We start from the raw sequence: 25,689 nt of genomic DNA on the forward strand, positions 1-25,689 counted from the left end.
TTGGATACGACTTACTCTCCGAGTGATGCTTGGATGAAGTCATGGAAGAGCGCTTGTGGGCGTTCTGGACGTGAGATCAATTCTGGGTGGAATTGACACGCGACGAACCATTTGTGTTCTGGAATTTCGATGATCTCAACGAGACGACCATCTGGGCTCGTACCTGAGAAGACCATGCCGTTTGCTTCGAACTGCTCACGGAATTCGTTACCGAACTCATAACGGTGACGGTGACGTTCGTAGACGAGCTCGCTTGAATACGCGGCACGTGCTTTCGTTCCGTCTTCGAGTTTACATGGGTAAAGTCCGAGACGGAGCGTACCACCGAGATCCTCGATGTCTTTTTGTTCTGGCAACAAGTCGATGATCGGGTATGGTGTCGCTGGGTCGATTTCCGCTGAGTGTGCGCCTTCAAGGTTGAGGACGTTACGTGCGAATTCGACTGTCGCGAGTTGCATCCCGAGACAGATACCGAAGAACGGTACGTTGTTTTCACGTGCGAAACGTGTTGCTTCGATTTTCCCTTCGATGCCGCGTTCGCCGAATCCACCAGGAACGAGGATACCGTCTGCTGAACCAAGCAATTCGTTGACGTTTTCACGCGTCACGTCTTCTGCGTTGATCCAGTCGATTTCGATGTCACTGTTGAAGGCGAATCCAGCGTGTTTCAATGCTTCTGCGACCGAGATGTACGCATCACGCAATTCGACGTATTTCCCGACGAGTGCGATCTTCGTCGTCTTCTCGAGGTGCGTCACTGTGTGGACGAGTTGTTTCCAAGCCGTCATGTCAGCAACTGGTGTATCGAACTTGAAGTAATCACAGACGAGTTGGTCCATGCCTTGACGTTGCAAGTTGAGTGGTACTTCGTAGAGTGTCGATGCATCTTGTGCTTCGATGACTGCTTCCGGACGTGTGTCACAGAAGAGAGCGATTTTATCTTTCATCTCTTGTGGGACTGGGTGCTCCGCACGTAAGACGATGATGTCTGGTTGAATACCGTAGCTACGGAGTTCTTTGACACTGTGTTGTGTCGGTTTCGTCTTGAGCTCACCTGCCGCTGCAAGATACGGAACGAGCGTACAGTGGACGTACATGACGTTTTCTTTCCCGATATCGTTTTTCACCTGACGAATGGCTTCGATGAACGGAAGCGATTCGATATCCCCTACTGTTCCACCAATCTCTGTGATGACGACGTCAGCGCCCGTTTCTTTGCCCGCACGGAAGACGCGATCTTTGATTTCGTTCGTGATGTGCGGAATGACTTGGACCGTTCCACCGTTGTAATCCCCGCGGCGTTCCTTCTTGAGGATCGTCGAGTAGATACGACCAGACGTGACGTTTGCGTTCTGGCTCAAGTTGATATCGATGAAGCGCTCATAGTGACCAAGGTCAAGGTCTGTCTCCGCGCCGTCATCCGTGACGAATACTTCCCCGTGTTGGTACGGGCTCATTGTACCCGGGTCGATATTGATGTACGGGTCGAATTTTTGGATCGTGACGTTAAGACCACGGTTTTTCAAGAGACGAGCGAGCGATGCAGCGGTGATCCCTTTACCGAGTGACGATACGACGCCACCTGTTACGAAAATATACTTTGTCATGTTAAATATTGCTCCCTTCCCTAATTCACATCTCAACAATACAGAGGTGGTAAAAACAAAAAAGCAAAAGTGCCCCCATTGGAATAGGAGACACTTTTGCTGAAATAAGCACGTTGCTTAAAGAAGCCCATGACTAACTTACGTCATTCGGAAAACTTCGTCAAGCCTAATTTTTCAAAGAAAAATTTCCGTGCTCGTTCGTCAGCCGTCAACGAAAAAACTGCCATTTCTATAGGGAAATAGCAGCTGTACAGTTGTGGTTGATCGTGCTTAGACTTCTTCTTCTTCTTCGAAGTCTTCTAAGTCTTCTTCGTCGAGATCGTCATCGAGATCATCGATGGCTGCGACTTTTTTGAACGTATCATCGTCTTCGCTGTCGTCAGCTGAATCATAGTCCGCTGTCTTCGCGAATGTATCGAGATCGTCTTCAATCGTCTCGAACTCATCTTCTTCTGCATCATAGTTGAACTCTTCTTCAAACTCATCGAGTTCTCCACGTTGACGCGCTTCGATGACGAGATCCTCATCCGACTTATCGAACGGATACCAAGCGCGGAGTGACCAACGGTTTGCTCCGACGTTGACGAAGTTTCCGTCGATGTTCATGTCTGTATAGAGTTGAGCAAGTTTCTCGAACTTGTCTTCTTCATCTGTAAACGTATGGTACTTTTCGATTTCTGACGTGATGTCATCGAACGTGATTGGCTGTTCGCCAGCTTCTTGCAACATTTCGTTGACGAATTCGATCAGCGAAAGATCAGTAATCTCTTCTTTACTTAAACGGCTGAGGCTCATTGTGACGGCCACTTCCTTTCATTTGCGTTCAATCCATTACTTCTCATTATACGCAAAACGTCTTTTAAAAATCCAGTCTCTATTTAAAAAAAGCTCGAATTGATTCTCGATTCGTGTTTTTCCCACTCCTGAAAAAGGAATATCCAAGGGAGAAGAAGGAGGAATGACAGATGGAGATGACAATCGAACGGGTCAACGATTTTGATGACTTCAACTGGTTACCAATCTTATCAAAGAGTACACAGGAAGGCTATCCCTTCATCGAACGGATGCTACGTGAACGCCGAAATGAAACGTATCGAGAAGACGGAGAAGCAATGTTCGTCGTTTTGTCGCTTTCCGGTCACGTCATTGCGTGCGGAGGTTATATGAAACAAACCGACGCGATCGACGTCGGTCGGATTCGTCATGTCTATGTCTTGCCAGAAATGCGACATCACGGTGTCGGTACGCAACTGCTTGAGAAAATCATACCAGAAGCGCTGTTGACGTATTCCGAGCTCTGGCTCTATACGAATGATGCCAGTACGTTTTATGAACGATTCGGTTTTGAGCCGTACACGGCAACCAAAGTGACACATCGACTTTTAAAACATGCATTCGTCCAACCTTAAGTGTCTTGGATTGACATATCGAGAATCATCGATTAGTTTAAGCGTATGACAAATCAAGTGGATCTATTCAAGGCATTATCGAACGAGGTACGTCTTGATATCTTACGCTGGCTCAAGGATCCCGAGACTCATTTCAATAAGCCGACGGCCCATCTCGCGACGAATCTGTCGGACAAGGGAGGCATTTGCGTCGGAGATATCCAAGAGAAGGCGAACTTATCTCAATCGACCGTCTCCCAATATCTTGCGATGTTGCAAAAAGTCGGATTGCTCGAATCCGAACGTCACGGCAAATGGACGTATTATCGGCGAAATGAAGAAAAAATCCAGGAGCTCGCAGCGTACCTCAAAGGAGAACTTTGATCCGTTCTCCTCGCCATACATATCGACATTTCTCGATATTTAGATTCGTGAAAGGATGAATTCTGTTGAAAATCGTGTATTACGTACTCGCGTTACTTGCGGGTATCGCACTCAGTGTCGAAGGGGCCATCTATGGTGAGCTCGGGAATTTCGTCGGAAAACTCGAAAGTAGCTTTTATAATTTCTTCGCCGGTACGATCATCATCGGACTGATCGTCCTCTTCTTCGGAAAAGGTTCACTCGGCTATACATTCCGCGCACCGAAATGGACCTTGCTCGGTGGTCTACTCGGTAGTATCTACTTGACGATCTTGATCATTAGCATCCCGCTCGTCGGTGTCGGTCTCGCCATGATTAGTGTCATCATCGGACAGATGATTGCCAGCATGGTCATTGAACATTACGGCTGGCTCGGTAGTCCGAAACGGCCAATCAATCGTGACAAGCTGACAGCTTCTGCTTTGATGCTCGTCGCTCTATTTCTTATCTTTTAAGGAGGTTCGCTCGTGAATATTCTATTACTCGGTTTTACATTACTCGGCGGCGTGATGCTGAGTGCGCAGTCATCGATCAACGGTGCCTTCAGTCAAAAGGCAGGGGCTCTAGAAAGTACGTTCCTGACTTTCTTCACCGGGATGCTGATTCTCGCACTCGCCATCCTGTTCTTTGGTCAAGGAAACGTATTGCTCTTGCTCGAAGCACCACGTTGGCAACTAAGTGCCGTCCTGTTTGGGGTCAGTTATCTATTCCTGACGATTCTTGCTGTTCCACAAATCGGTGTCACGGCAGCTAGTATCGCGACTGTCATCGGTCAACTCGCAGCAGGGATGGTCATCGACCACATCGGTGCATTCGGTGGCGTCGTCGTGCCGCTCGACGGAAAACGTCTGCTCGGTCTGCTTGCGATGCTTGCTGCGCTTTACTTCGTCTATCGCGGGAACACACGCAAAGACGTGTCGGCTTCATCTGATTCGATGGCATCGTGACGATTGTCCTCACGATTCGTTCACGCGCTTTCCTCAGTCGAGACACAAGCCAGTCTCGACTGTCACAGACAGCCGACACGGGTCTTGTTTGTCTTTGACAGCGCAAGATCTTGCGCTTTTCCTGTAGGAGTCGCGTGAACAACGTGAGTCCTGCTGTTTCTCATGATCTATCAAAATAGAACAAAAAAAATCCGAAATGCCGAAGTGATGCTACTTCAGTGTTTCGGATTTTTTAAATCAGTTGATGAACGTGAAAAGCGAAATAGCTAAGACCCCTTGAGCGAGTACTTGTAACAGGAATACGATTCGGGACAAATAAATGCACTTTTTCTTCAATTGATCGGCTTATCGATAACGACTTTACCTTCTTTGTCTAATAGCGGTGTCATTCCGTTCAAACCAAGTCCACTTGTCATTAAATAATTTACACCTGTTTCAGTGTCTACGACAATTTTGATAATACCACCACTTAGGTGTTGTTTTGATTTAAATATGAATCGTTTACTCATTATTTTGTATGACCTCTCGTTCTTTCCGATTTCCACGTAAAATCATAACTTACTGTGTGAGGATAGGTTTAACGCTTTTTTACCAAGGTGTTGCCTATCTACTTAGAACAGTCCTCACATTCCCACACGACTCCTACAGGAAAAAGCACGATTCATCGTGCTGTCAGAGACAAACAAGACCCGATTCGGCTGTCTGTGACAGCCGGCACTGGCTTGTGTCTCGCCTGAGGAAAGCGGGTAGGAAATCGTGAGGACGTCTTATCAAGTCCAGTACTTCACTGCCCCAGCTGTTGCCTCTTAAGTAAGCGCAACGCTTCCGTCGCGAGATGATGATCCGCTTCCTGAGATAGACCGGAAACGGTGATCGTACCAACGACACCGACTCCTTCAATCCGAATCGGGAACGACCCACCTGCATCCGCATAATCGGCTGGAGAAACAGCATACATCGTATGATACGAGCGATGCTTACTTTCATTATAACGACGCATGTACAGCGAGCTATAGCCATGCCGTAAGACGACGTTCGATTTCCGGCGGATCCATTCTTCCTGATCCGGCGCCGTACCGTCGAGCGCCGCGTAATATAAACGCTGCCCGTTCCGTTTGATTTCAACGGCGATCGATAAGTTCTCCTTCATCGCCCGTCCGATCAATTCATGTCCCATCCCGATCGCTTCCGTATTCGTCAGGGACGTCAAGACGAGTTCGTCCTCTTCCGCTAGCAACACCTTCAATTCTTCCATGCATCCCATTCCTTTCGTAAGAGGCGTCGTCCTTCATCACTGCTGATGCGCACTGCTTCAATCAAACGCATCGTTTTTTCAGCGTCGCGTAAATCGACAGGTACTCGTCCCCCGCGAAGTCCTTCCGCCAACTGTTCATAAAACGTCGCATAACTGCCTGGAAGTGTCGCGAGACGCTCGACTGGCTGATCAGCGATTTGAAGGTAGCCGTAGGAATCTACTTCATCTTCACCAAGCTGTTCGTCAACACGATGACCTTTCGCAAGCCGTCCTTCTTGCGGATCCATTCCATATTTGACGTAACTACCTCGTGTCGCATGAAACTCGAAACGCGGTGTTGGTCCTTGAATGAAGGACGTCGAACGGAGAATGACACGACGCGTACCGTAATGCAGCGTGACATGGAAACCATCATCGACGACAGCACCGTCACGTTGCAGGTAGACGTCGCCCGTGAGTGCATCCGGTTCTCCGAACAAGGCAAGTGCTTGATCGAGTAAGTGTGAGCCGAGATCAAACAGGATGCCGGCGCCACTTCCCGCTTGTTCCCGCCAGCGTTCCCGAACGACCGGACGATAGCGATCAAAGCGTGATTCGATGACTTGCCAGTCGCCGATCTCGTTCATTTCCATCAATTGTTCAAGTGTCAGGAAGTCCCCGTCAAAGCGACGGTTTTGATAGACGGCGACCTGCACCCCGTGTTGTTTCGCTAACGTTTGCAGCGCCAGTGCTTCTTCGATCGTCACGACGGCTGGCTTTTCGAGTAAGACGTGCTTTTTTGCTTCGATCGCTTGTTTTGCCATTTCGAAATGCAGTGCCGTTGGTGTCGTGATGATGACGAGTTCCGTGTTCTCATCCTGCAACGCCTCAGCAAGTGTCGCGACGACCGTCGCCTTACTGAAATGTTGTGCCACCTGCTCCGGTCGACTCGAGACGACTTGCGTCACTTCAAATGCCGGTAATGCCTGTAAGAACGGAACGTGGAACGTCACCGCTGAAAAACCGAATCCGACGAGCGTCGTTTGAATCGGGTTCATGTTGTTTCCTCCTCTGTCACGTCGAGATCGACATGATAATGATCTAGTCGTTCTTGCCACGTTGCGTCTGGTACTTGATCCGTAACGAGTACATCGATTTGCTCCCAGTCACAGACCTTATGCAAAAAACGCTTATTGAATTTCGTATGGTCTGCGAGGACGATGACACGGGTCGCACTTCGAATCATCGCTTTCTTTACGACCGCTTCTTCGAGTTGTTCCGCAAAAAGTCCTTCTTCCGTTAATCCACATGCTCCAAGAAAAACACAATCGACTTGATAATTCAGGATGTCGTCTGCCGTCTTGATCCCACTCAAGCTTCGCGCATGCCGGTCGAAACGTCCTCCCGTGACGTACAGCTCAATATCCGTGCGAGCTCCGACATAGTCTGCGATGTCGAGGGAGTTCGTGATGACTTGTAGTGGATATGGCGGAAGTGCTCGTGCCATCTCAGATACCGTCGTTGCAGCGTCGAGCAATAAGCGATCGTTCGCTTGGACGTGACGCGCTGCACGTTGTCCGATCCGTCGTTTTTCCGGTTTCTCTGTCCGTTGCTCATACGCAAGTGTTCCGCCAGCACGGACTAATCCATTTTTAACGCGAATGATCTCCCCTTCTTGTTCGAGGACGATGACGTCACGACGTGCGGTATCTCGTGAAATCTGATACTCCTGCATCAGTTGATCCAGCGAAATTTCAGGACTCGTCTTGATCCATTCCCGCATCTGTTGCAGCCGTTCCATTTGACCCATCGATTCCCGCCTCCTTTTTCTATATATTAAGTTTTTTCATTACAAATATGCAATTTTAATGCAAATAGTTCAACGGTAATTCGGGTAAATAATAGAAGACAACTACTTTCAGAATGGAGGAATTGATATGCAAACGATCTTGATCACGGGTGCTTCTTCCGGTATCGGTCTTGCGACGGCGCGACGATTCGCAGACGCCGGATGGTTCGTCTACGCTGGTGTCCGGAGTCCAGACGAAATGACCGTGTCGTTGCCGACGCTCACCTTCTTGCCGCTCGATGTCACGGATGAAGCAAGCGTGAAAGCAGCCGTTCGTCAAATTGAACAGGAGGTCGATCATCTCGACGTCGTGTTCTGCAATGCCGGTCATGGTTTACTGCGCGCACTCGGTCAAGCGACGAGTTATGAAATCAAGCAACTCTTCGAAACGAACGTCTTCGGTGTCATCCGGACGATCGAAGCCTGCCTTCCCCTACTCAAACAAGCACCGGACGGTAGTCACTTACTCGCGACTTCAAGCGTCAGTGGTCTCGTCGGTCAACCGATGAATGAACTGTATTGTGCCAGTAAGTTCGCGATCGAAGGGCTGTTCGAAAGTCTTGCGACCTACTATAAACCATACTTCAACATCGACGTCACCCTGATTGAACCAGCCGCCGTCGAGACGAACTTTACCGCAAATGTTCTCGATCAACTTGAACGGACGGGTGGCTTACACGAAGACGACTTCAAACCGATCATCACGGCTTATTTGCAGACGTATCGGACACGACATGCCGATCGCCAATCGGCAGAAGCTCTGGCTGAGGTAATCTTCGAGGTCGTCCACCGTGACGAACGTCCGTTACGAATCCGGACGACGGAAGCCGATGAACATTTCGTCGCCCATAAGACACATCATGATCCGTCAGGTCTCGAAGGGATCGCTAAAATACGACGGCTGACATTAAATCTTGACTGATTCCCCTTTTTTTGAAATTTCAATCCGCCTCAGCAATCTTCGCCCACTATACTGAGACTATCTACCTAAAAATTATCTAGAAGGGCGGAACGCTATGCCATCCTTGTTTCTTTTTACAATCGTTTATCTGATTCCGACCTTCATCATGTTCTACATGTCGATTGATATATTTTTACGCAATCCATCACGTCCACAACACCGACTGCTTAGCTTATTTACGTTCGCTTACGGGATGTTATTCCTCGGTGAATTTTTCCGGAATGCTTCTCCAATCGAATTTAGTCCGGCATTCGTGACCTACTGGTTCGGAAACGCTGGTCTGATCGTCTTCAGTACATCGCTCCACTTCATCTTTCGCGTCTCGAATTTGTGGAAACGAATGCCACGTTTATTGTACCCATGGATCTTCTATCTTCCGATGGGCGTCGTGCTGACGACATACGTATTCCAGACGAACGTCATCAACAGTCAGCAATTCACACAGGTCGGACAGTTCATCTACCCTGAATTCAACACACAATATCTAGTGACGATGACGGTCGGGAACATCTTCCATCTCCTTGTCATCGGTCTGCTCGTGTACGCACGGACACACTTGAAAGATGCACGTCGTGGCATCATCAGTGTCTTACTCAGTGTCGCGATTCTCGTTCTCGCATGGGATATCGTCTTCGGCTACTGGTCGTTCTACAGCATCATGCCACCGTATGCCTATATGTATGGCGGTTTGTTCTGGGCAGGAGCACTGGCGATCGCAATGCGCCGATTCGATTATCTCGCGTCCTATCAGAAGCGTTTCGCGACGCTCTACAATTTGAATCCTTCGGCAATCTTGTTACTCGACCGAGATGGACGAATCGAGAGCGCCAACCCAGCCGCTCATCGCCTGTTCGAGACCGATGACTTAACGGCATGTACGTTTTCGACCTACTTACCGGATAAAAAACAAGCCGATTGGTCGCTGCATTATATGACACACTTTTTATCGCAACGTAAGTTCAACGAATTCGAAACGAAGATTTTGACAGCGCGACAGCAAGAACGCTACGTCGTCATGGATGCCGATTTCGTCTTCATCGAACAGGAACTGCACGGGATGTTATTGATTCGTGATATCCAGTCCTTCAAGGAAGCGGAGCAGACGATTCGTTTCTTCGCCTATCACGATCCGTTGACGAAGATTGCGAATCGCCGGAGCTTTTACGAACGTGCGGCGCAAGAGTTACTCGAACTTGATCACGCGGCGATCATCGTCGTCGACCTCGACGGTTTCAAAGCGATCAACGATACGTACGGGCATCAAATCGGTGACGCCTTCTTGATTCATATCGCTCGTCTACTTGAACACCACGCGGAACAGAATGGATTCGCCGCCCGTGTCGGTGGCGACGAATTCTTCTTACTCTATCGTCATCCGTCTGTCGCTACGCTCCATACCTATGCTTCGAATTTGTTGACGTACTTGCAAGACAACCCTTACCGGTTCGCTGAAGAAACCATTGAAATCCGAACGAGTATCGGACTTAGCTACTCACCCAATCATGGCGTCGATCTCGACACGCTGATTCATCATGCTGACCAAGCGATGTATCGCGTCAAACATGCCGGAAAGAACGATTATTTCATTCATGATACGATGGACTCGACGCAACGATCCTAAAGGAGAGATTCCATGATTTCTGTACTGACGATTTTTTCACGCTTATTCAAGGGATTGCGCCGCGCCTTTCACTTATCTTACTTTCGTGGTCTATTGATTCTCTGCCTGTTGACGCTTGTCTCCGGGACGATCTTCTATAGCACGGAAGAAAACCTGTCGATGGTGGATGCACTTTACTTTTGTATCACGACACTCAGTACGGTCGGGCATCCAACGTTCGTTCCGACGACGACGCTCGGTAAGGTCTTTACGATGGCATACATCACGATTGGCTGCGGGTTGTTCTTAACACTGATTGCCACGTTATCGTATGTTCTGATTAAACAACCGGAGGATGAATAAGGGGGAATGATTCATGCGCCAAGCTGCCATCCAAAATAATTTCGATTGGTGTCGCCTCGTCTGTGAGTCAGCCGGTTGCCGGGTGACGGAAACTGATTCGACCTGGCACGCTCAAGGAAACGTACCAAGCTATTATCCGGAGCTGATGGTCCGACTTCCCCATCAGCGAATTGGTGTCACGGATGTCTACAGCATCAAGGACTGCACGGCAAGCTATGATTTCTCGAGTGCTGGTCTCAGTCATCTTTTCACAGCGGAATGGATGACCCGCCCTGCCATACTCGATCGCCGTGCCCTTCCCGTCGATTGGTCCGTTGTGACGGATCTCGATCAGTTCGCTCGCTTCCAAGCCATCCAAGCGACAACAGAATTACCAGATACCCTCTGGCAACATCCGGACGTCCGGTTCTTCTATTCAGAAGCGCAACAAGCAAGTTGCATCGCCTATTCGAACCAGATGACGACTGGTTTAACATACGTCAGCTCTGATTATCTCGACGAACGATTGTGGGATGACATTGCGCGTTTGAGTTCGGCACACTTCCCCGGTCAACCGCTCGTCGGGTACGAATATGGCGATCATTTGATCACAGCGCTCGAAGCTGGCTTTGACGATGTCGGTCCACTCGCGATCTGGATTCGCACGGCGAATGAGCACACATGAAAAAACCGAACCGATTCCCTTCCTCTTGACGAAGATGAATCGGTTCGGTTTTTTTACATCAAACGGCTAATGAAAGCAGTTGCGATCCCGAAGTAGACGAGGAGCGACAAGATATCGTTCAATGTCGTGATCAGTGGTCCGGATGCGATTGCCGGGTCAATCTTTAGACGATGCAAGATCAGCGGAATGATCGTTCCAGCAAGTGTCCCAAAGATCAACGTAATGACGAGCGAGCTGCCGACGACAAGACCTAAGACGGCACTTCCTTGCCAGACGTAGGCGATGATCGCGATCAAGAAACCACAAATGACACCAATGATCAAACCGACCCAGAGCTCCCGCAGAATCAACCGGGTCGCGACCCGCTTATCGACTTCACGCGTGATCAATCCGCGGACGACGACTGCGAGCGATTGAGTACCTGTATTTCCGGTCATACCAGCAATCATCGGCATGAAGAAGGCGAGTGCGACGACTTTCGAGAGCGTCTCTTCGAACTGACTGATGATCGATCCGGAGACGAGCCCGATGAAGAGTAGCAAGACCAGCCACGGTAAGCGTCGGGTCGCAGCGATCCACGGCTTCGTCTCGAAATCAATCGATTTACCGGATGCTGAGAGTTTCTCGATGTCTTCGTTTGCTTCTTCCCGTAAGACGTCAAGCGCATCATCGACCGTGATCAGTCCGACAAGAACATCCCCTTCGACGACCGGTAACGAGACGAGGTCATAACGTTCGAACAACTGCGCGACTTCTTCCTGATCGGTCTCTGCTGCGACGCGAATCACTTTCGTCTCCATGACGTCGCTGATCCGTTCCGTATTTTCAGCTAAGATGACATCCCGATATGAGATGACACCGACGAGTTCACTCAGTTGATTGACGACGTAGACGTAGTTGATCGTCTCCGAGTATTCGATGTAGTCACGCATCTTCTCGACCGTCTCACCGACTGTGAAATCTTCTCCGACCCAAATGAACCGGTTCGTCATCAAGCGCCCGGCCGTTTCCGGTGGATACGTCAAGAGATTGCGGACGATCAGAGCCTCATCCGTCTGCATGCTGCCAAGCAAACGGTCGGTCTCTTCCGGTCCAAGTTCCTCGAGTAAATCCGCGACATCATCGTTCTCCATTAAATCGAGGACGTGCCCGGCACGTTCGACATCTAAACGACGTAAAACGGCGAGACGTTGCTCCCCTTCGAGCTCCTCGAGGACATCCGCCAATCGCTCGTGATCCAGATAGTCGAGGAGTCGTGCCTGATCGTCTTCGCCCAACTCTTCATACACTTGCGCGATATCATACGGATAGACCTCTTCGATGACTTGCTGTGCTTGCTCCCGCTTTTCCTTCGCGAGCGCATCGAGCAATAACCACTTCCATTGTTGTTCTGCTGTCTGACGCAATCTCCTCACCCCCTGTATTCTGCCTTTTCATCTTAGCACGAGTTGATTCGCGATCGATATCGAAAAACAGTTGACATCTGTTTCCTATGGCTTTAAAGTTTGCCTTAAGGAAACATTATTTGCAGACCGAATCTTTCTCCAATAATTGAAGTTAAAATTTTTACCCTATTTTTTGCCCTAAGGAAACTTTCCTTCTATATACCACAAAACCAAAGGAGTGATTATTCATGTACGCCCTTGACGTTGATCGTCTCACCGTCTCTTATTTTGATACCCATGCACTCGACGGAGTGTCCGTTCGCCTCCCGATCGCTTCGTTGATTGGCATCATTGGACCGAACGGCGCTGGTAAATCCACCTTCTTAAAAGCCGTCCTCGGTCTGATCCCGGCTCGTATCGAGCAGTTACGTGTGCTCGACCAATCACTCGAAGACGTCCGGTCACGCGTCGCTTACGTCCCGCAACGAAGTGCAATTGATTGGGACTTCCCGGTTCGTGTGCAGGACGTCGTGTTGATGGGCTGTTATCCGAAGCTCGGCTTATTCAAACGACCATCGAAAGCACAAAAAGCGTTCGCCATGGAATGTCTCGAGCGCGTCGGTATGTCCGATCATGCCGAACGCCAAATCGGTGAGCTGTCAGGTGGACAGCAACAACGGGTCTTCCTGGCGCGTGCCCTTGCCCAAGAAGCAGAGCTACTATTGCTGGACGAACCGTTCGTCGGCATCGATGTCGCGAGTGAGCAGATGATCATCGAACTCTTACGGACACTCCGAGCCGAAGGGCGGACGATCATCGTCGTCCATCATGATCTGCATAAAGCAGAGGACTACTTCGACACATTGATGCTGTTGAACAAACAACTGATCGCTGTCGGTCCGCCGTCTGATATCTTGACGCCGGAATGGCTCGAACCAGCGTATGGCTTACCCCTATTCGAACGACGCAAGGAGGGACAAGGATGACGTTCATCGAGGCATTACTTCAGTATGAGTTCTTACAAAAAGCGATGATCACTGCCGTCATGGTCGGCATCATCTGTGGTGTGATCGGCTGTTTCATTATCCTTCGCGGGATGTCGTTGATGGGGGATGCAATCTCGCACGCCGTTTTACCTGGTGTTGCGCTTTCCTACCTACTCGGGATCAACTTCCTGATCGGTGCTGTCGTGACAGGTCTCGTGACAGCGCTTGGAATCGGCTTCGTTAGCCAGAACAGTCGCATCAAGAACGATACGGCAATCGGAATTATGTTCACATCCGCCTTCGCCCTCGGGATCATCCTGATTTCGTTCTTGCGCAGCAGTAGCGATCTCTATCACATCTTGTTCGGCAACGTCCTCGCGGTCCGTCCGAGCGACATGTGGATGACCGTCATCATCGGATTGATCGTCCTTAGCGGAATCTTCTTGTTCTACAAAGAGTTGCTGATCAGCTCGTTTGATCCGACGATGGCGCAAGCCTATGGACTATCGACGCGCTGGATTCATTACGGACTGATGACGTTACTGACACTCGTCACCGTCGCTTCACTCCAGACCGTCGGCATCATCCTCGTCGTCGCGATGCTGATCACACCAGCAGCAACCGCGTATTTACTGACGAACCGCCTCTCACGGATGCTGTTCCTAGCAGCTGGATTCGGTACGTTGTCCGCCATCATCGGACTGTATTTCAGTTTCACCTATAATCTATCTTCCGGTGCGTCGATCGTCCTCGTCGCGACGACGTTGTTCGCACTCGTCTTCGTCTTCTCACCACGTCACGGTCTGATGCGTCACCGGAAACGAAAGGAGTCTACTGTATGAAATTAAAACTTTTTCTGTTCGTACTCCTCAGTACGGTATTGCTTGCTGCTTGTTCGACACCAGCAGAAGATAACGGAAAGCTGAAGGTCGTCGCGACGTATTCGATTCTCGCTGACCTCGCACGTGAGGTCGGTGGTGAACACGTCGATGTCCACAGCATGGTCAAGATCGGGGCAAACCCGCACGAGTATGATCCACTTCCAGCAGACGTACAAGCGATGGCAGATGCTGATGTCGTCTTCTACAACGGATTGAACCTCGAAGCCGGTGGTGCCTGGTTTGATAAACTGCGGGCAACGACTGGCAAAGACGCGTCTGACGCGCCGGTCTATCGTTTAAGCAAAGGCGTCGAACCGAAGTACCTGACGACGAAAGGTAAGGAATCGGAAACCGATCCGCACGCGTGGCTTGATGTAAGCAATGGCATCCGCTACGTCGAAAACGTCAAGCAGGCATTGATCAAGGAAGATCCGAAGCATAAAGCCGACTACGAAAAAAATGCCGATGCCTATATTAAAAAATTGCAGACACTTGATCAGGAAGCGAAAAAACAATTTGCTTCCATCCCGAAAGCAGAACGCCATCTCGTTACAAGCGAAGGAGCCTTTAAATACTTCGGGACTGCCTATGACGTCAAAGCCGACTACATTTGGGAGATCAACTCGGATAACCAAGGGACTCCAGCACAAGTTCGCCGAATCGTCGACACGATTAAGGATCAAGATATTCCGGTCTTGTTCGTTGAAACGAGTGTCGACCGCCGGAGCATGGAAACCGTCTCTCGTGAGACTGGCGTTCCGATCGGTGGCACACTCTTCACCGACTCACTCGGTGCACCGGGTAAAGACGGCGACACCTATTACAGCATGATGCAAGCGAACATCGAGACGATCACGGAAGCACTCACCAAGTAAGCGTCAACAAATCGTCAAGCTTTCTAGGTATAGCTTTCCTTATAATGAAAGCAAGACGATGAAAGAGAGGCTTCCTATGCAGACACGAATGTATCGTTTCGCACTTCCACTCAGCCTCAGCCTGCTTCTTGCCGCGTGCGGGACAGCTGATCAAACTGATGAAACACAACACACAGACCACACCGATCACGCCAGTCATGGTGCAGGTGATCAACTCGAGAAGACAGCAGGACCGGATACGTTACCCGCTTTTCTCAATGAGCAAGATCAATCGATTCAAACAATCTATCGTTCCGTGGCCAAACATCCGGATCTATTGAAGAAGATGCCATGTTATTGTGGTTGCGGTGAATCTGCTGGTCATACGAGCAATTACGACTGCTTCATCGAGGAACAAACCGCTACGTCAACGACCTGGACGACGCACGGTATTACATGTGGTACGTGTCTCGATATCGCGGCACAGTCAATCGTCGCCTATCAGAAAGGCAGTTCCGTCAAGGAAATTCGAACTGCAATCGATCAAGCTTACGCAAAGACTGGCGTCACTCCGACACCGACGCCAACACTTTAACAAACAGTCCGCCCTTTCTCGCGATGAACGCAAGAAAAGGCGGACTGCTTTTTTCTATTCATTTTGCGCGTTCTTGACTTCGAGCGCGCAGGACGAGCGGTCGACCCGACAATAACTCATCGAGTTGATAATACGTATGTGCTCGAATCGGTCGATCCGTTCGTGGAAGATGACGGAGTTCATACGCCACTTCGAGTAAGTAGAATTTATATTCATCTGCCTCATCAAAACCGAAGCTCGCGCGCCGTTCCTCGATATACGCTAGAACACGTTCTTGTTGCGAGAAGGAGAGCCGCTGGACTTGAGGTGCGAGTGCTTCGTGCACAGAGAGCACGATTTCCCGTTCCGTTCGGTACAACCGATGCATAACGCCACCACTTTGACGTAAGGCAATCAAACGCGCGGGTCGATACGGACGTGGGTGCGGATGCGCATGGACGAGGTAACGTTCAATGGTCACTTGAGTCGGTCCTGCCGGTAAAGAGATGACGTCATACATACAAAATCGCTCCTTCTAAAAAGTGATAGCTACTCTCATATGCTACCATATCTATCCAGCATTCTTTCGTTGACGACAGAAGGGGAATCCATTTTCAAAGTTTCGCAACTGGTTTTAAGACGAAGCGAGCGTGGAACAGATGAAAAGAAGCGATTCATATCTAGAAAGGATGATTGTCGATGTCGAACATGTCCGCTGTCGGTTTCCACCGACACTTACCATTAACTGAACAAGAGAGTCTAATCGATTTAGAACTGCCGCGCCCGGAAGCAACAGGACACGATCTCTTAGTTGAGATCAAAGCCGTCTCTGTTAATCCGGTCGATACGAAAGTCCGCGCCCACGGGAAAGACGAAGACGCCCCGAAAGTCATCGGTTACGATGCTGCTGGAGTCGTCGTTGAAGTCGGCGATGACGCTTCCCTGTTCCAAGTTGGTGATGAAGTCTATTATGCTGGTGCGATTCAGCGTCCTGGCTCAAACAGTGACTTCCAACTCGTCGATGAACGCATCGTCGCTAAAAAACCAGAACGGTTGACTTTTAGCGAAGCAGCTGCTCTGCCATTAACGACGCTGACTGCCTATGAAGCATTGACTGATCGTCTCGGATTGACGTTTGATGCTAAGTCGAACCTCGAGAAGACGATCCTCATTATCGGAGCCGCTGGGGGTGTCGGTTCAATCGCGACGCAACTCGCGAATCATGCTGGATTGACCGTCATCGGAACGGCGTCACGCGACGAGACGATTGATTGGGCGAAAGAACACGGTGCACATCATACGATCAATCACCATGAGGCATTCCGTCCACAGCTCGAAGCACTCGGTTATCAGTACGTCGACTACATTTTCTGCTTGAATGCGACAGACCAACATTTCGAGACGATGGTCGATGTGATTGCACCGCAAGGGAAAATCTGCAGCATCGTCGAGACAGACCAAAAACTCGATTTGAGTGCACTTCAACAAAAGAGTGCAACGTTCGTCTGGGAGTTCATGTTCACCCGTCCGCTGTTTAAGACAGAGGACATGATTCGTCAACATGAAATCCTAACACAAGTCGCAGCTTGGATTGAAGAGCATACGCTCGAGACGACTGTGACACAGACATTGATCGGCATGAACGCCGAAAATCTAAAAGAAGCACATCGTCTCGTCGAGAGCGGAAAAACGATTGGGAAAATCGTCGTCGAACATCATTAAATGAATTAAAACAGGACGGGACTAGACTCCCATCCTGTTTTTTGTCGTTCTTTGTGAACATGAATCTCTTACTTTGAAGATATTTTAAGCATTATGACTATATTTATCCGTCTAAAAAATGTACGATTACGGTAACAAATATTCCAACGTAATACATCTAATCGACGCTTTCCACACATACACAAAGGAGCATCCATAATCCATATGCGAAAATGGTTCAATCAAAAGATCAGCCGACAGATCATGTCTTCGTTTTACCTGATTCTCATTGCCCTGTCCATCTCATCCATCACCGCCTATTTTTATACGAATCATCAGGTCGCACAGGCGAAACAAGAACTCGATGCGATTAGTGTGCGCGAAGACCGGGCGACAAAACTTTGGGATGATTGGCAGTCCCTCCAGTACGAAATGCGCGGTTATATCGTCTTCGGAGATGACGCGGTACTTGACGTCATCGATGAGAAAAAAGCGTCACTTGAACAACAGACCGCTTGGTTCGAGAAAAATCGTCTGTACAAAGCCGATGAAGTCTATGCGTCGGATATTCGGTCGCTCTATAATTCCTACGCGAACTTCGTGATGCCAAGCTTGATTAAATACGTCCAAGCGAAACAAGCTGGGACGATCGACGAAACGTTTTTGCAGATGCCGAGTCTGAAGGCGATGATGCCTGAAGCACCACGCGATCCCAATCGGAAATTCAAGATGAATGCCTCGAACAGTGAGACGATGCGTAAAAGCGTCAACACGATGGAGAGTACATTCACAAGCTACCGAAGTAGTCTCCGCGCGAAAGAACTCGGTGCGAAAGAGCAACTCGTCACGCAGACGAAGTATGCGGAGTGGATCTGGCTCGTCAATCTACTCGTTCTGTTCCTTGTCATCTTGTTGATCGTCCGCCCGTTCATCGAACGGACGACGCGACAAATTCATCTCCTCAGCAAGGAAAGTAAACTGCTTGCGAGTGGTGAACATACGTTACCATTGATTCCACTCAACCGTGCCGATGAAATTGGAGAACTGAGTAAATCATTCCATCAAATGGCGACCGCGTTGATCGAAAACAAACACCAATTGATGTCAACGAACGTCAATTTGGAAGATGCCTTGAAATTGACGCAACGGAACGAATCCCACTTGCGTCTACGGAACCAATTGACGGAAACACTCGCATCACGTGATAGCATCAGCGCTTACCCTGCGGTCATCCAAAAGATGGTCGAGATTACGAATGCGACGCAAGGTGCCTTGATTTTCAAGGATGGTACGAAAGTGATCGACATCGTCTTTTATCCAAAGACGAATCTCGCGACCGAAGACTGGATGCCGACGATCGAACCTTTACTACGTGAAGCACGACAGGATAAACGACCGCATACACAATTCGAACACGAAGTCGCACGCGCCGTCACACCGGTTCTGGATCCGAGTCAAAACGAGATCATCGCCTATATTTTCTTATCTCGTGATCAAGCTCCGTTTGATCGTTACGAGCAGGAAGAATTAGCTGCCTTTGCGCGACAACTGGCATTGTCGCTCCTACGGATGCGGACGTTTGATGAGATTGAACGCGAACGAGAGAAAACGGCGCGACTGCTGAACTCGATTCGTGAATCGATCGTGTATATCGAACCAGACGGTGACATTCAGTTGATCAACCGACCGCTCCTCGATCTGTTTGATCATCCAATTGATGAGAGCATCGATGAGAACGGACTGATGAACATCACACCGTCTGTCGTTCAACTCAAACATCGCGTGGATCAACTACCGGAATTCGAACGTTACTTGAAAAAGACATTCGTTCAGCGGGAAATCGGCGAAGGGATCACCTTCTCGATTGATCACGAGCGCCGCTTCATCAAGACATACTCAGAGAGTATCCATTATGGCGGACAGTTCCGCGGCATTCTGCTCGTTTTACGTGACGTGACGAACGAAGTCGAAATTGACCGGATCAAAAACGAACTCGTCTCGACGATTTCTCATGAACTCCGGACACCGCTCTCGTCGATCTATGGCTTTACTGAACTGATGATCCAACGAGATTTACCTCCGAAACGCCAGAAGAAGTATTTAGAGGCTGTCCACTCGGAAACAGAACGTTTATCGCTGTTGATCAACGACTTCCTCGACTTGCAACGAATGGAAGCGAACCGTCAGGAATACGAGATGGCGCCATTCGATATCGTTGCGATGATTCGCGATTTGAAACAGTTGCACAGCCTGTCGTCGTCATCACACGCGATTCAGATTTCACGAAACGTCGAACCGTTGATCGTCGAAGGAGATGCGAAGAAGATTCGCCAACTGTTCAGTAACTTGATCAACAATGCAATCAAATACTCACCGGCTGGTGGGACGATCCAGATTCAGCTGACGCGACAAGAGACACGCGTCACGGTTGCGATTCAAGATAACGGAATCGGGATCCCTGCTTCCGCAATGAGTAATCTATTCCAAAAATTCTATCGCGTCGACAACTCGGATACCCGCCAAATCGGTGGTACCGGACTTGGACTCTCGATCTGTCGCGAAATTGCCCGAGGACACGACGGAGAGATTCACGTCGAATCGATTGAAGGACAAGGATCGACATTCACGGTCGAACTACCGCTTACGCAAACGACATGATGCATACGAAAAAGCGCCGGAATGCGAATCAGCATTCCGGCGCTTTTTGAGTTAGGTAATGTTATGAGTTGAGACGGCTTGCCACTTCAACCGTCCGTTTCGCTTGATGGCGTACAGCCGGTTCGACCGATTCGACCATGTTGCCGTCTTGGTCGACAGTGACTGATGTACCATATGGATTTCCGCCGGCTGCGAACAAGACAGGATCCGAATAACCTGGTGCCGCAACGATCGCACCCCAGTGGAACATCGTCGTATAGACTGCGAGAACAGTCGCTTCCTGACCGCCATGCGGATTCTGTGCCGACGACATCGCACTGACGACTTTATTGACGAGTTTGCCTTGTGCCCACAGTCCGCCTGTCGTGTCGAGGAACTGTTGGAATTGACCCGGAACATGACCGTAACGTGTTGGGACACTGAAGATGATTGCATCTGCCCAGTCGAGTAGATCTGGTGTCGCTTCTTCAATATCACGTGTGGCATCCGCATGCTTTTGCCACAACGGGTTCGAAGCGATCGCTTCTGCTGGTGCTGTCTCCTTAATTTTCGCAAGGCGGACTTCTGCTCCTGCTGCTTCTCCCGCTTCTTTTGCCCATGAGGCAAGTTGATGGTTCGTTCCGGTTGCGCTGTAATAGATGACCGCTAGTTTCACGTTTGACATGACTTCGCTCCTTTTTTAAAAGACAGTGACGGACAATGAACGTACACGCTTTCTATTCCCGCTTTCCAAGCAAATTAACGTCAATTGTTTGAATTCAAGAGAAAATATAGACCTATTTTCGACTACATCATGGAACGAGCTCACATGGCTGTCCACATCTGAGCGTTCCACCATCAAATGTTTAGGGTAAAGACTGTGTGACGACACACGTAAGGAGTACTGACCATGGCAATTCGCTACACCCTTTATCTGTTACTCGGCATGCTGAAGTTCATGCTGTTTAGTTATTTTACAAAAACTGACCTTTCGCTCCATTTAACACTGATGAACCTTGCCGGTATGCTGATCCTGTCGAGCTGGACGTTACTGATCCCGTGGAATAAACGCCGCTGGGTCTGGCTCGGTCTACTGCTGGCGCACAGTTTTCTACTGGCTTCCGACATGTGGTACTACCGTTACTTCGAGGACTTCCTCTCTGTCTCGCTCCTCTCACAGATGACGCAGATGAGTGACGTCAGTAGCGGCTTCACCGCTTTGATCGTACCGCAAGACTTCCTTTTGTTCGCCGATAGTTTGATTTTCGTCCTACTGCTCTTTATTTTCCGCAAACGACCGGAAGTGACGACGGCAAAAGCACGCCGCCGGACGTCTGGAATCCTTGCAGTCAGTGGCATCATTTTGTCTGCCTCACTGCTGACCTACCGGACGCTAACGGAAGATCGTCAACCGACGGCAACGATCTCCGATATGCGTGACTATTACCTATTCGGCTTTTGGGGTTATCACGGGTGGGATGTGTTCAAAGGCGTGACCGGACGACCGAGTGACGGACTGACGGCACAGGAGCAACAGCGCATCAATCAAAAGGAACAGACGAATCCGACGGGTCCGAAGCAAACACCGAATATCATTCTGGTGCAGCTCGAGTCGTTCCAAGCTTCAGTCATCGACCAAACCATCAACGGCGAAGAAGTGACGCCGAACCTGAATCAGTTGAAAAAGGAATCGCTCTACTTCTCGTCGCTCTACCACCAGACGCATGAAGGACGAACTTCGGACGCCGAGTTCATTACGAACACCTCACTTTATCCATTAAAATCAGGCTCCGTCTATACGCAATACCCGACGAATGAATTCGAGCCGCTCCCTGCATTACTTGAGAAAAACGGATACGATACGGCAGCGATGCATGCCTACGAAAAAGGTTTTTGGAATCGTGACGATGTCTACAAGAACATCGGTTTTAAGCACTTCTTCAGCCAAAAGGATTATTCAAAAGAGAAGAAAATCGGAATGGCGCTGAACGATCAGCAGTTCTTCCTCGAATCGATTGATCACATGGAGACGCTGCAAGAACCGTTCTTCTCGTTTTTAGTTGCGTTGACGAGTCATACTCCGTATGAGATCGACAAGGAAGACCAGACGCTTGATCTGTCCGGTTATGAGGATCCAATGCTGAAACGATATTATCAGACTGTCCATTACGTCGATACCGGTATCGGGAAGATGATTGACGAATTGAAACAACGGGATCTTTGGGATCAATCCCTCGTCATCTTTTATGGCGATCACGATAGCGGACTCGTCAATGAAGACAGTGAGATGCGCAAAAAAGCGGATGTCTCGTCTCCGGTTGCTGCCTTTGAACTCGAGCGCCGCATCCCGCTCTTCATCAAAAAACCCGACCAGCAAACCGGTCGGGTCATGAAAGAGAATGGCGGACAAATTGATATCGCACCAACGATCATTGACTTATTGAATCTCAAGACGTCCTATATGATGGGACAATCCCTCGTCGACGACAAACCGAATCTGACGGGCTTCCGCGATGGTTCGTTCCGCTACAAGGACTATTACTATGAAGCGGATTTGACGAAAGCCTCCGGTGAAGGCACCTGTTATGACGTGTCGACTGAGAAAAAAACCGAGATGAAGCTCTGTCGCAATCAGGTGAAAGATGTGAGCGAACAATTAAAGATATCGGATAAGATTATTGAAGAGAATGAGCTGAAGTAATCGCATCGTGTCTAATTTTCTAAAAAGCCAACAAGCCTGACTTTTTTCACGTCTCTTGAGGAGTCAAGCTTGTTGGTCTATTTGTGTTTCATTATTAATCTTCAAGTCTTTTTAAATTGCTTCTAGTGCAAACTGAATCAATTGATACGAGAGCCAAAACATCAAACAACCGATTCCAAAATCTAATACTTTCCAAGCCATCGGTTTTTTAAATACAGGCATTAACCATCTCGCCCCGTATCCTAAACCAAAAAACCAGACAAAGGAGGCAATCAAAGCTCCGATCAAGAAATTGACTTTTTGATCAAATGTCAAAGTCCCAGCTATACCACCGATGATGACGACCGTATCTAAATACACATGTGGATTTAAAAGTGTAATCGCTAATGTGAGTAAGATTGTTTTGGGAATGGTCATGACTTTAGGAGCTGTTGAAACATCCATTGTGTGTGATGACGAAAATGCACTACGAAAAGATTTGAATCCGTATAGGAGTAGAAATAGTCCTCCAACACTCGCAAGACCAACATTTGCAAACGTATTATTCTTAATGACGGTACCAATCCCTAGTACGCCCATGCACATCAACAACACATCGCATAAAAAACAAACTAGCGCTACCCAGAAAATATTATTCCTTAATAAGCCTTGTTTAAGGACAAAAGCGTTTTGAGCACCGATTGCGACGATAAGCGTACCTGATGTTACTATGCCTTTTAAAATTTCATTCACTTGACGTCTCCTCTTTCATTATCTTTATTTCTAAACTGATGAGTGGTGCTTATGTAATTCTTTCAACTATTAAGTATACTATCGTAAATAAAAAGTACCGAACCCTATTTATTAGGATTCGGTACTTACAGATGAAATAGCTTACATCATTCCGCCCATTCCACCCATGCCGCCCATATCAGGCATTGCAGGAGCAGATCCAGCTGGTTCTGGTTTATCGGCGATGACGGCTTCCGTCGTCAAGAACATCGCTGAAACGGACGCTGCGTTTTGAAGTGCTGAACGCGTTACTTTCGCTGGATCGACGATTCCTGTCTCGATCATGTCGACATACTCGTCCGTTGCCGCATTGTAGCCCATTCCTGGCGCTTCATGCTTGAGACGCTCGACGATGACCGAACCTTCTTGACCTGCGTTTTCCGCGATTTGACGAAGCGGTGCTTCAAGTGCACGAAGAACGATGTTGACACCTGTTGCTTCGTCACCTGTTGAGACCGACAGAATCGATTCGACGGCTTTCGTGACGTGAATGAGAGCTGTTCCCCCACCTGCTACGATTCCTTCTTCGACGGCTGCGCGTGTCGCGTTGAGCGCATCTTCAATCCGGAGCTTACGTTCTTTGAGTTCTGTCTCGGTTGCTGCCCCGACTTTGACGACTGCTACGCCGCCTGCGAGTTTCGCAAGACGCTCTTGTAATTTCTCACGGTCGAAGTCGCTTGTCGTCTCTTCGATTTGCGCACGGATCGTACCGACACGTGCTTCGATCGAATCCCCGTGTCCGTGACCTTCGACGATTGTCGTGTTGTCTTTTGAGACGACGACTTTCGACGCGCGACCAAGTTGCGTGATTTGTGTTTCTTTCAGATCAAGACCGAGGTCTTCTGTGATCAATTCTGCACCTGTGACGATCGAGATATCCTCAAGCATCGCTTTCCGGCGGTCACCGAAGCCTGGTGCTTTGACTGCTACCGCGTTGAACGTACCACGGAGTTTGTTGACGACGAGTGTCGCAAGTGCTTCGCCTTCAACGTCTTCTGCGATAATAAGGAGTGGTTTGTTTTGTTGAACGACTTGCTCGAGGACCGGAAGAATCTCTTGGATGTTTGAGATCTTTTTGTCCGTGACGAGGATGTATGGGTTCTCAAGGACCGCTTCCATCTTGTCTGAATCCGTGATCATGTATGGTGACGCGTAACCACGGTCGAACTGCATCCCTTCGACGACGTCGAGTTCTGTCGTGAAGCCGCGTGATTCTTCGATCGTGATGACACCATCTTGACCGACACGTTCCATCGCTTCTGCGATCAATTGACCAACTTCTTCGTCTGCTGCTGAGATCGCTGCGACTTGGGCGATTGCTTCTTTACCCTCAATCGGTTTAGCGATCGTGTGCAGCTCTTCAACGGCACGACGGACTGCTTTTTCGATTCCTTTACGAATGACCATCGGGTTTGCGCCCGCTGTGACGTTTTTAAGACCTTCGCGAATCATCGCTTGTGCTAGGACTGTCGCTGTTGTCGTACCATCCCCTGCGATCTCATTCGTTTTCGAGGCAACTTCTGCGACGAGTTTTGCACCCATGTTCTCGAAGTGATCTTCGAGTTCGATTTCTTTTGCGATCGTTACACCATCATTCGTGATGAGCGGTGAACCGAACTTCCGCTCGAGGACGACGTTGCGTCCTTTTGGTCCGATCGTGACTTTGACTGCATCCGCTAATGCGTCGACCCCGCGGAGCATTGCCCGACGTGCTTCTTCACTGAATAAAATCTCTTTTGCCATGACTGAAATCCCCCTTATAGATGATTGACTGAATTACTCGGCTACTGCCAAAATATCGCTTTCGCGTAAAATTAAGTATTCATTGCCGTCGACTTTGACTTCCGAACCGGCATATTGTGCATAGATGACGTGATCTCCGACACTCACTTCAAGTGGTACACGTACGCCTTGCTCTGTCACACGGCCTGTACCGACAGCGACGACTTTACCCTCTTGTGGTTTTTCTTTCGCTGACCCAGGAAGAACGATTCCTCCGAGTGTTGTTTCTTCTTTTTTAACGACTTCGATCACGATGCGATCACCAAGTGGTTTTAACATGCGAAACATCCTCCTTGAAAATGACTGTTTTTTAGCACTCACTTTAGTTGAGTGCTAACATATTTTTATCTTATACGCTTTCTCTTCTGAATTCAAGCCTGA

Annotated in this window: 27 protein-coding genes; 15 read left to right on the forward strand and 12 right to left on the reverse strand. The window is 49.0% G+C overall.

What is annotated here, in order from left to right; all coding sequences use genetic code 11:
- Positions 1–11: 11 nt before the first annotated feature.
- Positions 12–1,607, reverse strand: a complete 1,596-nt coding sequence (locus L985_RS15180; RefSeq protein WP_047394418.1) for a CTP synthase — start codon at positions 1,605–1,607, stop codon at positions 12–14.
- Between the two features lie 270 nt (positions 1,608–1,877).
- Entirely contained in the window at positions 1,878–2,414 is a 537-nt protein-coding gene (gene rpoE / locus L985_RS15185) for a DNA-directed RNA polymerase subunit delta (RefSeq protein ID WP_235609843.1), read from the reverse strand.
- Between the two features lie 158 nt (positions 2,415–2,572).
- Between rpoE and L985_RS15190 the strand changes: the two genes are divergently transcribed.
- From L985_RS15190 to L985_RS15205, 4 genes are all read left to right on the forward strand, one after another.
- Positions 2,573–3,016, forward strand: a complete 444-nt coding sequence (locus L985_RS15190; RefSeq protein WP_047394413.1) for a GNAT family N-acetyltransferase — start codon at positions 2,573–2,575, stop codon at positions 3,014–3,016.
- A 45-nt stretch (positions 3,017–3,061) separates the two neighbouring features.
- Positions 3,062–3,379 carry an ArsR/SmtB family transcription factor gene (locus L985_RS15195; RefSeq protein WP_023469564.1) on the forward strand — a complete coding sequence of 106 codons (318 nt, stop codon included), beginning with the start codon at positions 3,062–3,064 and terminating at the stop codon, positions 3,377–3,379.
- Between the two features lie 65 nt (positions 3,380–3,444).
- Entirely contained in the window at positions 3,445–3,873 is a 429-nt protein-coding gene (locus tag L985_RS15200; protein WP_023469565.1) for a DMT family transporter, read from the forward strand.
- Between the two features lie 12 nt (positions 3,874–3,885).
- Positions 3,886–4,365: a DMT family transporter gene (locus L985_RS15205; RefSeq protein WP_035395771.1), complete on the forward strand. Its 480-nt coding sequence runs from the start codon at positions 3,886–3,888 to the stop codon at positions 4,363–4,365.
- Between the two features lie 332 nt (positions 4,366–4,697).
- Here the strand turns inward: L985_RS15205 and L985_RS17070 are convergent, their stop codons facing one another.
- From L985_RS17070 to L985_RS15220, 4 genes are all read right to left on the reverse strand, one after another.
- Positions 4,698–4,874 (reverse strand): DUF6440 family protein, encoded by a 177-nt coding sequence (locus tag L985_RS17070; RefSeq protein ID WP_201247402.1) that lies wholly within the window; start codon positions 4,872–4,874, stop codon positions 4,698–4,700.
- 275 nt (positions 4,875–5,149) lie between these two features.
- On the reverse strand, positions 5,150–5,620 hold the full coding sequence (locus tag L985_RS15210) for a heme-degrading domain-containing protein (RefSeq protein ID WP_047394408.1): 471 nt from the start codon (positions 5,618–5,620) through the stop codon (positions 5,150–5,152).
- Positions 5,608–6,657, reverse strand: a complete 1,050-nt coding sequence (locus tag L985_RS15215) for a Gfo/Idh/MocA family oxidoreductase (protein ID WP_047394404.1) — start codon at positions 6,655–6,657, stop codon at positions 5,608–5,610. Before L985_RS15215 ends, L985_RS15210 begins: the two co-directional genes overlap by 13 nt.
- On the reverse strand, positions 6,654–7,409 hold the full coding sequence (locus L985_RS15220; protein ID WP_047394401.1) for a DeoR/GlpR family DNA-binding transcription regulator: 756 nt from the start codon (positions 7,407–7,409) through the stop codon (positions 6,654–6,656). Before L985_RS15220 ends, L985_RS15215 begins: the two co-directional genes overlap by 4 nt.
- Before the next feature lie 127 nt (positions 7,410–7,536).
- Between L985_RS15220 and L985_RS15225 the strand changes: the two genes are divergently transcribed.
- From L985_RS15225 to L985_RS15240, 4 genes are all read left to right on the forward strand, one after another.
- A complete protein-coding gene (locus L985_RS15225; RefSeq protein ID WP_047394397.1) occupies positions 7,537–8,370 on the forward strand; it encodes an SDR family oxidoreductase in 834 nt (277 codons plus the stop codon).
- A gap of 94 nt (positions 8,371–8,464) precedes the next feature.
- The gene (locus L985_RS15230) at positions 8,465–10,030 is read left to right on the forward strand and encodes a sensor domain-containing diguanylate cyclase (protein WP_047394394.1); all 1,566 of its coding nucleotides are present in this window, start codon (positions 8,465–8,467) and stop codon (positions 10,028–10,030) included.
- A 12-nt stretch (positions 10,031–10,042) separates the two neighbouring features.
- Positions 10,043–10,372: a potassium channel family protein gene (locus tag L985_RS15235; RefSeq protein WP_047394390.1), complete on the forward strand. Its 330-nt coding sequence runs from the start codon at positions 10,043–10,045 to the stop codon at positions 10,370–10,372.
- A 13-nt stretch (positions 10,373–10,385) separates the two neighbouring features.
- Positions 10,386–11,036, forward strand: coding sequence for a hypothetical protein (locus L985_RS15240; protein ID WP_047394387.1), 651 nt, complete (start codon positions 10,386–10,388; stop codon positions 11,034–11,036).
- A gap of 53 nt (positions 11,037–11,089) precedes the next feature.
- On the opposite strand, the gene mgtE is transcribed toward L985_RS15240, so the two are convergent.
- The gene (gene mgtE, locus L985_RS15245; RefSeq protein WP_047394384.1) at positions 11,090–12,442 is read right to left on the reverse strand and encodes a magnesium transporter; all 1,353 of its coding nucleotides are present in this window, start codon (positions 12,440–12,442) and stop codon (positions 11,090–11,092) included.
- 227 nt (positions 12,443–12,669) lie between these two features.
- Here mgtE and L985_RS15250 point away from each other — a divergent pair, with 227 nt between their 5' ends.
- The 4 genes from L985_RS15250 to L985_RS15265 all read left to right on the forward strand — a co-directional run bounded on the left by L985_RS15250 (position 12,670) and on the right by L985_RS15265 (position 15,737).
- Entirely contained in the window at positions 12,670–13,407 is a 738-nt protein-coding gene (locus L985_RS15250) for a metal ABC transporter ATP-binding protein (protein ID WP_047394381.1), read from the forward strand.
- Positions 13,404–14,249, forward strand: coding sequence for a metal ABC transporter permease (locus tag L985_RS15255; protein ID WP_047394378.1), 846 nt, complete (start codon positions 13,404–13,406; stop codon positions 14,247–14,249). The genes L985_RS15250 and L985_RS15255 overlap by 4 nt, the downstream gene beginning before the upstream one ends.
- Positions 14,246–15,163: a metal ABC transporter substrate-binding protein gene (locus L985_RS15260; RefSeq protein WP_047394375.1), complete on the forward strand. Its 918-nt coding sequence runs from the start codon at positions 14,246–14,248 to the stop codon at positions 15,161–15,163. The genes L985_RS15255 and L985_RS15260 overlap by 4 nt, the downstream gene beginning before the upstream one ends.
- A 76-nt stretch (positions 15,164–15,239) precedes the next feature.
- Complete coding sequence (locus L985_RS15265) at positions 15,240–15,737, forward strand: PCYCGC motif-containing (lipo)protein (protein ID WP_047394372.1); 498 nt, start codon at positions 15,240–15,242, stop codon at positions 15,735–15,737.
- 58 nt (positions 15,738–15,795) lie between these two features.
- Here L985_RS15265 and L985_RS15270 read toward each other — a convergent pair whose 3' ends face one another.
- Positions 15,796–16,236, reverse strand: a complete 441-nt coding sequence (locus L985_RS15270; RefSeq protein ID WP_047394368.1) for a hypothetical protein — start codon at positions 16,234–16,236, stop codon at positions 15,796–15,798.
- 179 nt (positions 16,237–16,415) lie between these two features.
- On the opposite strand from L985_RS15270, the gene L985_RS15275 reads away from it, so the two are divergent.
- Together L985_RS15275 and L985_RS15280 are read left to right on the forward strand one after the other, a co-directional pair.
- Complete coding sequence (locus L985_RS15275) at positions 16,416–17,438, forward strand: zinc-binding alcohol dehydrogenase family protein (protein ID WP_047394365.1); 1,023 nt, start codon at positions 16,416–16,418, stop codon at positions 17,436–17,438.
- Between the two features lie 243 nt (positions 17,439–17,681).
- A complete protein-coding gene (locus tag L985_RS15280; RefSeq protein ID WP_235609844.1) occupies positions 17,682–20,075 on the forward strand; it encodes a HAMP domain-containing sensor histidine kinase in 2,394 nt (797 codons plus the stop codon).
- Positions 20,076–20,136: 61 nt separating this feature from the next.
- On the opposite strand, the gene wrbA is transcribed toward L985_RS15280, so the two are convergent.
- Positions 20,137–20,739, reverse strand: a complete 603-nt coding sequence (gene wrbA / locus L985_RS15285) for an NAD(P)H:quinone oxidoreductase (RefSeq protein WP_023469582.1) — start codon at positions 20,737–20,739, stop codon at positions 20,137–20,139.
- A 225-nt stretch (positions 20,740–20,964) separates the two neighbouring features.
- On the opposite strand from wrbA, the gene L985_RS15290 reads away from it, so the two are divergent.
- Positions 20,965–22,755 carry an LTA synthase family protein gene (locus L985_RS15290; protein WP_071908835.1) on the forward strand — a complete coding sequence of 597 codons (1,791 nt, stop codon included), beginning with the start codon at positions 20,965–20,967 and terminating at the stop codon, positions 22,753–22,755.
- 111 nt (positions 22,756–22,866) lie between these two features.
- Here the strand turns inward: L985_RS15290 and L985_RS15295 are convergent, their stop codons facing one another.
- The 3 genes from L985_RS15295 to groES form a co-directional block, all read right to left on the reverse strand.
- Positions 22,867–23,487: a LysE/ArgO family amino acid transporter gene (locus L985_RS15295; RefSeq protein WP_029342810.1), complete on the reverse strand. Its 621-nt coding sequence runs from the start codon at positions 23,485–23,487 to the stop codon at positions 22,867–22,869.
- 141 nt (positions 23,488–23,628) lie between these two features.
- The gene (gene groL, locus L985_RS15300; RefSeq protein WP_029342811.1) at positions 23,629–25,269 is read right to left on the reverse strand and encodes a chaperonin GroEL; all 1,641 of its coding nucleotides are present in this window, start codon (positions 25,267–25,269) and stop codon (positions 23,629–23,631) included.
- A 33-nt stretch (positions 25,270–25,302) separates the two neighbouring features.
- The gene (groES, locus tag L985_RS15305; protein WP_023469587.1) at positions 25,303–25,587 is read right to left on the reverse strand and encodes a co-chaperone GroES; all 285 of its coding nucleotides are present in this window, start codon (positions 25,585–25,587) and stop codon (positions 25,303–25,305) included.
- Between the last annotated feature and the right edge of the window lie 102 nt (positions 25,588–25,689).

This window comes from Exiguobacterium sp. ZWU0009 (assembly GCF_000798935.2).
Classification (GTDB): domain Bacteria; phylum Bacillota; class Bacilli; order Exiguobacteriales; family Exiguobacteriaceae; genus Exiguobacterium_A; species Exiguobacterium_A acetylicum.

What these genes read in the sequence shown, in the direction of transcription:
- L985_RS15180 (WP_047394418.1), bottom strand. Translation starts at nt 1,607, where the DNA reads ATGACAAAGTATATTTTCGTAACAGGTGGCGTCGTATCGTCACTCGGT.
- L985_RS15190 (WP_047394413.1), top strand. Translation starts at nt 2,573, where the DNA reads ATGGAGATGACAATCGAACGGGTCAACGATTTTGATGACTTCAACTGG.
- L985_RS15195 (WP_023469564.1), top strand. Translation starts at nt 3,062, where the DNA reads ATGACAAATCAAGTGGATCTATTCAAGGCATTATCGAACGAGGTACGT.
- L985_RS17070 (WP_201247402.1), bottom strand. Translation starts at nt 4,874, where the DNA reads ATGAGTAAACGATTCATATTTAAATCAAAACAACACCTAAGTGGTGGT.
- L985_RS15210 (WP_047394408.1), bottom strand. Translation starts at nt 5,620, where the DNA reads ATGGAAGAATTGAAGGTGTTGCTAGCGGAAGAGGACGAACTCGTCTTG.
- L985_RS15215 (WP_047394404.1), bottom strand. Translation starts at nt 6,657, where the DNA reads ATGAACCCGATTCAAACGACGCTCGTCGGATTCGGTTTTTCAGCGGTG.
- L985_RS15220 (WP_047394401.1), bottom strand. Translation starts at nt 7,409, where the DNA reads ATGGGTCAAATGGAACGGCTGCAACAGATGCGGGAATGGATCAAGACG.
- L985_RS15225 (WP_047394397.1), top strand. Translation starts at nt 7,537, where the DNA reads ATGCAAACGATCTTGATCACGGGTGCTTCTTCCGGTATCGGTCTTGCG.
- L985_RS15230 (WP_047394394.1), top strand. Translation starts at nt 8,465, where the DNA reads ATGCCATCCTTGTTTCTTTTTACAATCGTTTATCTGATTCCGACCTTC.
- L985_RS15235 (WP_047394390.1), top strand. Translation starts at nt 10,043, where the DNA reads ATGATTTCTGTACTGACGATTTTTTCACGCTTATTCAAGGGATTGCGC.
- L985_RS15240 (WP_047394387.1), top strand. Translation starts at nt 10,386, where the DNA reads ATGCGCCAAGCTGCCATCCAAAATAATTTCGATTGGTGTCGCCTCGTC.
- L985_RS15250 (WP_047394381.1), top strand. Translation starts at nt 12,670, where the DNA reads ATGTACGCCCTTGACGTTGATCGTCTCACCGTCTCTTATTTTGATACC.
- L985_RS15255 (WP_047394378.1), top strand. Translation starts at nt 13,404, where the DNA reads ATGACGTTCATCGAGGCATTACTTCAGTATGAGTTCTTACAAAAAGCG.
- L985_RS15260 (WP_047394375.1), top strand. Translation starts at nt 14,246, where the DNA reads ATGAAATTAAAACTTTTTCTGTTCGTACTCCTCAGTACGGTATTGCTT.
- L985_RS15265 (WP_047394372.1), top strand. Translation starts at nt 15,240, where the DNA reads ATGCAGACACGAATGTATCGTTTCGCACTTCCACTCAGCCTCAGCCTG.
- L985_RS15270 (WP_047394368.1), bottom strand. Translation starts at nt 16,236, where the DNA reads ATGTATGACGTCATCTCTTTACCGGCAGGACCGACTCAAGTGACCATT.
- L985_RS15275 (WP_047394365.1), top strand. Translation starts at nt 16,416, where the DNA reads ATGTCGAACATGTCCGCTGTCGGTTTCCACCGACACTTACCATTAACT.
- L985_RS15280 (WP_235609844.1), top strand. Translation starts at nt 17,682, where the DNA reads ATGTCTTCGTTTTACCTGATTCTCATTGCCCTGTCCATCTCATCCATC.
- wrbA (WP_023469582.1), bottom strand. Translation starts at nt 20,739, where the DNA reads ATGTCAAACGTGAAACTAGCGGTCATCTATTACAGCGCAACCGGAACG.
- L985_RS15290 (WP_071908835.1), top strand. Translation starts at nt 20,965, where the DNA reads ATGGCAATTCGCTACACCCTTTATCTGTTACTCGGCATGCTGAAGTTC.
- groL (WP_029342811.1), bottom strand. Translation starts at nt 25,269, where the DNA reads ATGGCAAAAGAGATTTTATTCAGTGAAGAAGCACGTCGGGCAATGCTC.
- groES (WP_023469587.1), bottom strand. Translation starts at nt 25,587, where the DNA reads ATGTTAAAACCACTTGGTGATCGCATCGTGATCGAAGTCGTTAAAAAA.